Raw genomic sequence first — 7,449 nt, 5'->3', positions numbered from 1 at the left:
CTCGTAGACCCTCACGCCCGCCGAGAGAAGCTGCGCATATGCCGCCCGCGTCGCCCAGCCGGCGACCAGGGGATCGCTTCTGCGTGGCACCAGCAGACGGACGTCCACGCCGCGACGCGCGGCATCCTGAAGCGCCCGGTCGACCACGGTGTCCGGACCGAAATAGGGCGACGTCAGATAAACGCAGGTCTGTGCCATCCCGATCAGTCCCGCGTGCAGACAGGCAAGCCTCTTTTGACACTTGCGCGAATAGCTCGGTACCAGCAGTCCTTCGATTGCGTCGGCCTCTTCGGGAATGGCGTTTGACGGAAGCGGGCGGGCGTCCTGCCAGGCCGGGTTTATCTGCGCAATGTGAGTCAGATCCCGTAAGCCCAGGCCGACAGTCGTCCCATATGGACCTCAACCATCCTGACACCGGGCACGTTTTCGACGGCAACCCGGATCGCATTCTCCTCGAAATCGCTGTCGGCGACACCCCAGACGGCTACATTCCCCTTGTCCACCGTGTAGTTGATGAGGTTGACCACTGCACCGGGCACTTCTTTCAGAGCCTCTTCAATCTTCGCACGCAGCACGCGGTCGTCCTGCGACGGCTCCGGCAGCGCCCCATCCTGAAGCGCCGACAAGGCGTGGAGCAGGTTCGCACGGCTGACGATGCCGACCACTTTGTCGGATCTCACCACCGGCACGCGCTTGATCCGGTGCTTTTCCAGAAGACGCGCGATTTCCGCGACATTCGTATCCTCTTCTACCGAAACCAAATCCCTTGTCATCAGGTCTTCGACCCGGTGGCTTTTGAGCTTCACGAAATCCTGTGCGGATTCGCTTGCCCCGCCAAGCACCTCGAGCCACCATGACCGGCGTTGTCCGTCTGTTTCGCGGACACGCCGCATGAGGTCGCCTTCGCTGACAAGTCCCTTGAGGTCGCCCTCGGCGTCAACGACGGGCAGCGCGCTGATATTGTGGTCGAGCATCAAGCGTACCGCGTCCTCGATTTGTCCCTCCAGCGGGACCGAGATCACCGATGTTGTCATGATATCCCTGGCTTGCATGTCATAGTCCCCTTCTTGAATTTTGGCTGGTTCAGCACGTCAGGTGCCGATAACGAGTTGCAGGTCGTCGCCCAGATTATAGGGCGGGATGTCGAGGTTGCGTGGGGCCGGCCCCTTCCGGATCCGGCCCGAGGTATCGTAATGCGATCCGTGGCACGGGCAGAACCAACCGCCGAATTCGCCCACCGCCGACCCATCCTGGCCCAAGGGGATACAGCCGAGATGGGTACAGACACCGATAACGACCAGCCATTCGCCATCCTCGCCCGCCACGCGGTTTTCATCCAGTGCTGGCTCTTCGCCACTTGCGTTCGGATTCTCGCCCGCTTCGTCAACCGGATCGGGAAGCTGGGTAAGATCGACGGCTCGTGCAGCCTCAATTGCGGCTGGTGACCTGCGCCAGACGAAGACCGGGCGCCCCTGCCACTTCACGGTAATACGTTGGCCCGGTTCGACGCCGGAAAGATCAACCCTGACCGTGCCGGACGCGGTCACGTCGGCCGAGGGGTTCATCGAATTGATCAACGGCCAGACCGCCGCGCCTGCGGCAATCGCGCCGGTTGAGGCCGTTGCATAATAAAGGAAATCGCGGCGCTCTGTTGCGGGCAATTGATTGGTTTCGTCAATGGTCTGGCGCATCATGATTCCTCCGATTTGACGTTCATTTTGGCTGCGGCGACAGGGCTTTCGACGTGAACACCCGCATCGACATGCAGCACCTCGCCCGTGATGCCGCCGGGATAGTCGCTGGCGAACAGCAGGGCGGCGCGGCCCACCTCGTCGGCCGTGACGTTGCGCCGCAATGGGGCAACTCGCGCGGTCGCGTCCAGAAGACCCGCAAAGCCGGTCAACCCGGACGCCGCGCGGGTCATCACGGGTCCCGCCGAAATGGCGTTGACGCGGATGTTCGATGGCCCGAGTTCGTGGGCCAGATAGCGCACCGTGGCCTCAAGCGCCGCCTTGACCGGCCCCATCACGTTGTAGCTCTCCACGACGCGCTCGCCGCCGAGATAGCTCAGCGTGATCAGGCTGCCGCCGCCCTTCATCAGGGGTTCTGCCAGATGCGCCATGCGGATCAGCGAATGGACGGACACCTGCATCGCATGGGTAAACCCTGCGGCCGAACAGTCTGTCAGGCGGCCATGAAGGTCGGCGGGCGGCACGCTGCCCACGGCATGCAAGATGAAGTCCAGCTTTCCCCAGCGCTCGGTGATGGCGTCGAAAACAGCGTCGAGTTCGTGTAGCACACTCACGTTGCAGGGTAGCAGGATCGGGGCCTCCAGCCGTTCGGCCAATGGCGCGACAAAGGGTTTGGTGCGCTCGTCGACATATGTGATCGCCAGATCCGCCCCCGCCTGCCGGAAATGCAGGGCGGCGGGCCAGGCCAGGCTGCGATCATTCGCTATACCGACAACCAGACCTTTCCGGCCGGACAGATCAAGCAGTTCGGCCGGATCGCAACATTCGTCGAAGTCAGGCATCCTTCGACGCCGCCTCGGTATCGGCGGACGCTTCGGTCTTCTTGTCGTGCGCACCATGACGCTTGGCGCTCTTGCCCTGTTTGTGCCCGCCATGTCCGTGCCCGAAAAGGTGCATCGCGGCCATTCCGCCGAAGAGGAGCACCAGAACCCAGTTCTCGAAAAGCCATTCCATCATTGTTCACTCCTTGTGTGATGCGGCGTCCGGATGGTCCGCCTGCGCAGGTGAGGGGATGCCGGGCAAAGGGCCGAATATCGCGCCGAAGACATGGGTGATCCAGGCATCGCGCCCCTTGCGCCATGCGCCCAGAACCTCGCCGGTGCGCGCCGACAGCGCGCGTTCGGTGACAATCGCCGGGTGGTCTTCCGGCAAGGGGTCGCGCGTCTCACGGATCGTTTCGGCGGTAGATTTGACGAGCGCCATCCACGGGTTCACGCGCTCGGAAAACATCGTCCGCGTCCAGCGCATGGGGTGCAGGGTGCGCAGGGCCTCGGCGCTGGCCGCGCTGGTCGCGGCCCGCAGCCACGGGCTGACGAAGGTCGAGTAGGCCGCCTCGTTGATCCGCGATATCTGCGCCACTTGTTTCAAGGCCGCATCATCCGACGCAATGCCCAGATCATCGACCTCGCGCGGCTCGAATCGCACCGCGAAATCACCGCTCTCGCAATCTGGGTCGCCCGACGGGTTGTCGATCACCATCTCGTAGAGCCCCGGGGCAAGTGCCTCGACCTCGTCCAGGCTCTCCAGGATGGCACGATGCTGGAGCCGCGCGACAGAGCCGGAGACGAAGATGCCCAGATGACCGACACGCGGGTGGGTCATGTAGACGATGCGCTGACTGGCTGCCTTTAGCGCATCGGTATCGGGATAAAGCTTGCCGATCCACCCTATTGCCTGTTCGGGCGGCGTGATGTTGTCGCCCTCCGAGGCAAAGACGATGATCGGATTGGCGATCCGCCTGAGGTCGATGGTGCAATGCGCGTCCAGTTGCATCTCGCCCCGCTCCAGCCGGTTGCCGATGAACAGGTTCTGCGTAATGCCGAGGATTTCCTCACGGCTGAGCGTGTAGTAGCCATTCCACCAGCGTTCGAACTCAAGGAACCGCTCACGCTCGGTGTCGACATGGGCAAAGAGGTTCGCGTATTTGTCCCAGATCGCCTTTTCCGGTTGCAGGGTCTCAAAATTCTGCGCCAGCCAGGCGCCATCGAACCGGCCATCGCCCAGATCGGATATCATATGCGCGGACCAGGCCCCTCCCGAGAGCGCGCCCATCATCCGCATCGGGCTGCTTGCCGCCTCGCCCGACCAATAGCTGAGCGGTGAGCCATTCAGCACAATTGGACCGGTCAGACCGTCGCAATCCGCCGCCAGCAGCGTTGCCGCCCAACCGGCCTGGCAATTGCCGTAGAGCACGGGGGCCGTGTCCGGATGGCGACGCGCGACCTCGGAGACGAAATCGCGCAGGGCATAATGCACATCCGCCAGGGTCTGACCCGGCACCGGCTCGGGAAAGAAGATCACGAAATAGACCGGGTGGCCCTCGTGCATCGCCATGCCGACCTCGCTGTCGCGCTTGAACCCGCCGATGCCCGGCCCGTGCCCGGCGCGCGGGTCGATCACGATCACCGGCGGCTTGGCCGCATCGACGCAATCGTCCCAGCAATCCTCTCCGAGCCGCGTGATCCTGAGCAGTGCGTAGTTGGCGGGCCGCTCGAAATTGCGGGCGTCAAGCAAAAGCTCGTAGTCGAAATCCAGCAGCGGCGGCATGGCCTGCCGCTCATACGCGATCATGTTGTCGGCGCGTTCGCGCAGCGCATCGAGGAACAGGATCCAGCGTTCAAAGGCGTCTTGGACATAGGGCGTCCGCGCGCCCGTGCTCGCATCGTCAGCGACAGGTGCAGGAGCGTGTTCAGGCGGCTCCATCGCAAGGCGCAGGCTCTTGTTCATGTTCGGTTTCCTCTTGACTGGGGGTCTGTGCCGGAAGGTCGTCCAGCGAGCATCACAAGCACGAGATCCTTCGCAACATCCTCGCGCAGACCGGTCAGGAGATAGGACGCATCGCCGGGCTCGATGCCCAATGCGCACGCCGCGAGTGACGGAGGCTGGTTCATCATTTCGACCCGGTTGAACAACGCCCGCGCCATCGGGGCGTCGGCATGCCCGAAGGTCTCGGCACAGGCACAGGTCATCCGCGAGAACAAGATGCGAAGATCATCGTCGTCGGATGATGAGTGACGGGTTTCCCCTGATTTCCGATCCATCGTCTTGCGTGGCATGGCTAGGCGACTCCTGTGGTTGAGCCTTCGGGCTTGGTCACAGAAGAAGACGCCGGAAGATGGAAATCGTTACAGACCCGTCGGCAGGGCGATCAGTGTGCCTGTCCCATGTCTTCGCAATCGGTTTCGTGTTCGACGCTCGCGCAGCCTTCGGGCGGACAGGAGCAATCCTCGCGGTCCTCCCGACAGCACGAGCCGCAATGCGCCGTCAGCGCCTCGCGCAAAGCGCTGCGCGCCCTGTGAAGCCGGACACCGAGGGCATTGCGCGTCAATCCGAGATCGGCCGCCACGGTCTCTCGATCCTCCTCGCCGAAATCTATGCGCCGGATCAGTTCGGATTCCGCCGGGCGCAGTTCGGAAATCAGCCCCTCATGGCAGGTGCATAGCCGCGCCATCTGACTGGGCGCATCGGCGATCCAGTCTTCGGGTTCGCGCGCCGCCGCTGCCGCCAGACGGCTGCGCCGGGTTCCCTTGCGGTAGTGGTCGTTCAGGGTGGAGCGCAGGATCGTGTAGAGCCACGCATCCATCCGGTCGACATCGCGGAGCTGATCCTTGCGGGTCAGCACCCGGATGCAGAACTCTTGCAGCACATCCTCGGCATCCGCGCGGTTGCCGAGCCGTTTGACCAGGAACCCCATGAACGCGCCGCGCCCGTCCAACAGCGCGCGTTCCGGCGAAGTGTCGGGCACCTCCCGCTTGCGACTGTCTTGCGATGCCATGATGTCCCTGCCCTTTCCGCGTATCTTGCGCTGTCATGCAACGATGGTCTGACTGTTGCATCTTGCAGTTTCAATGCGCGCGGGCATTGACATGGATCAAATGCGTTGCTGCCCGTTGCGCGGGTGTGAAAGACATGGGGTTTCTGTCCGTCTGCAGCAAGGTGGCTTTCGGCGGTGACGGGATGGCCAGGATGTCGCACTGCAACCTGCCGGCGTCAGGTTTCCCTTCGGCGCGGTACGACTACCCTTGTGGTCTGCCCTTGAGATTGACGAACACGATCCCCAGAATGACCAGCGCAATACCGGAAAACTGAATGCCGGACAGACGTTCCCCGAAGAACAGCGCGCCAATCGTAAGACCGAAGATCGGGACCAGAAAGCTGAACACGATTGCCCGGTTCAACTCGACCTCCTCCAAGACCGAGAACCAGACCCAATACACCAGCGCCGAGCCGAAAAGGGCCAGCCCCAGCAAGGATAGCGTGAAGACCGCGTTCCATTGAACCGCGGTTGGATCTTCCATTGCGAAGGCCGCGATGGCCAATGGCACGCTGCCGATGAGCAGTTGCACCCCCATTCCGAAAAGCCCGTCCACCTTGTCCGCGATGGACTTGATCGCCACGTTGCTGATGGTCACGCCGACCGCCGCCAGAACGATATAGGCAAAGCCGATGGCCGAGCCGTCCTGCCCCCTGTCCAGCAGTTGCGGCAGGGCGATCACGAGGACACCCGCGAAGCCGACCGACAGGCCGATCCAGCCGATCATCGGCAGGCGCTCGCCAAGCCACGCGACGCCAAGCATCGCTGCAAGCAGGGGCTGCGTGTTGGCGATGACGGTGGCGAGGCCGGGAGACACAAACTCGGCCGCATGAAACATGCCCAGAAACCCCAGGCTGGTCGCCCCAAGGCCGACGACAGCCAGTGTCACCCAGATGCGCCCGCCGCGCGGAAATGGCCGACGCAAGATCGCGGCCAACCCCACCAGAGCCGCGCCTGCCAAAACCGCCCGCATCGTCGCAAAGGTCAGATGCGGCGCGTATTGCAGCCCCGCGGTGATCAGCGGAAAGCACGCCGCCCACAGGAACATGGCCAGAAAGATCTTGGATATGACGGTCGGCGACATCGAATTTCCTTATCTAGATCAGAAGCGGCAGGAATTGCAGAAAATGTCCGATGTGCCAACTCAGGGGCGAAGTAAAAAGACGTTGCGCCCGCCTAGAACTTACACTGGGAAGGCCAGAGGGCGCTGGCCGAGCCTCCGATTCTTCGAGCTCCGGCGATGCAATGACAGAACCGCAAGCAATCGGAGCAAGCGAAACACCCTGACGCTGTAACGTTTCCGGTGCTTCGGCGTTGTACTCCACAGAGGTGCGATATGAATGAGGACCGAAAACACCGATCTTCCACAGAAGATCGGCCCGACACACCCGCCAAGGCCGCAGACGCCGCCGAAGAAGTCCTGCAAGTGTTCATGCTCCGGGCCATCGGCCGCTCCGGGCAGCTTCGCGATGTGCGCGCCGTGCGTGGCTGGCTCAGCCAGATCCTCGCGTCGTCAATCGCTGACTATTGGCCCGCAGGGATAATCCAGGTCAGCGGCGCGACAAAGATGATCAGGCCGAACAGGATGGAATACGCGGTGGGAAACCGCGCCGCCATGCCCTTCCCGTCCGGTGTCTTGGTCGATGATGTGTCAGACATCTCAAGTCCCCCTTCTTCAATGTGATTTCTGCGAGTGTGCGGCGTGAAGCGGCACCTGGCCTGCCTGCGCATCGCCCTGACCGCCGCCGCTGGCGGACCCACTCTTGCCCGCACCAATACCTTCCAGCCGCGTTCGTTTCAGCAGCAGCGCGTTGACCGCCACCAGCGCGGAGCTGCCCGACATGGCAAGTGCTGCCACGGCGGGGCTGATGATCAACGGATAAA

At 62.8% G+C, this 7,449-nt stretch carries 11 protein-coding genes; all 11 read right to left on the bottom strand.

Translation table 11 applies throughout. The features are described from left to right. On the bottom strand, positions 1–198 hold a 198-nt coding region (locus SM763_RS23690), incomplete at its 3' end, for a phospholipase D-like domain-containing protein (RefSeq protein ID WP_368999999.1). 158 nt (positions 199–356) lie between these two features. Next, the gene (locus SM763_RS23685; protein WP_368999997.1) at positions 357–1,052 is read right to left on the bottom strand and encodes a CBS domain-containing protein; all 696 of its coding nucleotides are present in this window, start codon (positions 1,050–1,052) and stop codon (positions 357–359) included. A gap of 39 nt (positions 1,053–1,091) precedes the next feature. Continuing rightward, a complete protein-coding gene (gene petA / locus SM763_RS23680; protein ID WP_368999995.1) occupies positions 1,092–1,694 on the bottom strand; it encodes a ubiquinol-cytochrome c reductase iron-sulfur subunit in 603 nt (200 codons plus the stop codon). Then, positions 1,691–2,533 (bottom strand): enoyl-ACP reductase FabI, encoded by an 843-nt coding sequence (gene fabI / locus SM763_RS23675; protein ID WP_368999993.1) that lies wholly within the window; start codon positions 2,531–2,533, stop codon positions 1,691–1,693. The genes petA and fabI overlap by 4 nt, the downstream gene beginning before the upstream one ends. Next, a complete protein-coding gene (locus SM763_RS23670) occupies positions 2,526–2,708 on the bottom strand; it encodes a hypothetical protein (protein WP_368999991.1) in 183 nt (60 codons plus the stop codon). Before SM763_RS23670 ends, fabI begins: the two co-directional genes overlap by 8 nt. 3 nt (positions 2,709–2,711) lie before the next feature. Continuing rightward, positions 2,712–4,478 (bottom strand): DUF3141 domain-containing protein, encoded by a 1,767-nt coding sequence (locus SM763_RS23665; protein WP_368999989.1) that lies wholly within the window; start codon positions 4,476–4,478, stop codon positions 2,712–2,714. After that, a complete protein-coding gene (locus SM763_RS23660) occupies positions 4,475–4,807 on the bottom strand; it encodes a hypothetical protein (RefSeq protein ID WP_368999987.1) in 333 nt (110 codons plus the stop codon). The genes SM763_RS23665 and SM763_RS23660 overlap by 4 nt, the downstream gene beginning before the upstream one ends. Positions 4,808–4,899: 92 nt before the next feature. After that, positions 4,900–5,526: an RNA polymerase sigma factor gene (locus SM763_RS23655; protein ID WP_368999985.1), complete on the bottom strand. Its 627-nt coding sequence runs from the start codon at positions 5,524–5,526 to the stop codon at positions 4,900–4,902. 241 nt (positions 5,527–5,767) lie between these two features. Next, positions 5,768–6,649: a DMT family transporter gene (locus SM763_RS23650; protein WP_368999983.1), complete on the bottom strand. Its 882-nt coding sequence runs from the start codon at positions 6,647–6,649 to the stop codon at positions 5,768–5,770. A gap of 440 nt (positions 6,650–7,089) precedes the next feature. Then, on the bottom strand, positions 7,090–7,224 hold the full coding sequence (locus SM763_RS23645; protein WP_257898314.1) for a hypothetical protein: 135 nt from the start codon (positions 7,222–7,224) through the stop codon (positions 7,090–7,092). 16 nt (positions 7,225–7,240) lie between these two features. Further along, positions 7,241–7,449: hypothetical protein (locus tag SM763_RS23640; RefSeq protein WP_368999981.1), on the bottom strand; the 209-nt coding region annotated here is incomplete at its 5' end.

It is taken from the genome of Pseudophaeobacter sp. C1-32P7, assembly GCF_041008775.1.
Classification (GTDB): Bacteria; Pseudomonadota; Alphaproteobacteria; order Rhodobacterales; family Rhodobacteraceae; genus Phycobacter; species Phycobacter gallaeciensis_A.
This window is presented reverse-complemented; position numbering and strand designations above follow the sequence as displayed.

Bases quoted from the DNA above. Each gene is read 5' to 3' on its own strand.
- SM763_RS23645 (WP_257898314.1), bottom strand. From the start codon at position 7,224: ATGTCTGACACATCATCGACCAAGACACCGGACGGGAAGGGCATGGCG.
- fabI (WP_368999993.1), bottom strand. From the start codon at position 2,533: ATGCCTGACTTCGACGAATGTTGCGATCCGGCCGAACTGCTTGATCTG.
- petA (WP_368999995.1), bottom strand. From the start codon at position 1,694: ATGATGCGCCAGACCATTGACGAAACCAATCAATTGCCCGCAACAGAG.
- SM763_RS23655 (WP_368999985.1), bottom strand. From the start codon at position 5,526: ATGGCATCGCAAGACAGTCGCAAGCGGGAGGTGCCCGACACTTCGCCG.
- SM763_RS23650 (WP_368999983.1), bottom strand. From the start codon at position 6,649: ATGTCGCCGACCGTCATATCCAAGATCTTTCTGGCCATGTTCCTGTGG.
- SM763_RS23685 (WP_368999997.1), bottom strand. From the start codon at position 1,052: ATGCAAGCCAGGGATATCATGACAACATCGGTGATCTCGGTCCCGCTG.
- SM763_RS23665 (WP_368999989.1), bottom strand. From the start codon at position 4,478: ATGAACAAGAGCCTGCGCCTTGCGATGGAGCCGCCTGAACACGCTCCT.
- SM763_RS23660 (WP_368999987.1), bottom strand. From the start codon at position 4,807: ATGCCACGCAAGACGATGGATCGGAAATCAGGGGAAACCCGTCACTCA.
- SM763_RS23670 (WP_368999991.1), bottom strand. From the start codon at position 2,708: ATGATGGAATGGCTTTTCGAGAACTGGGTTCTGGTGCTCCTCTTCGGC.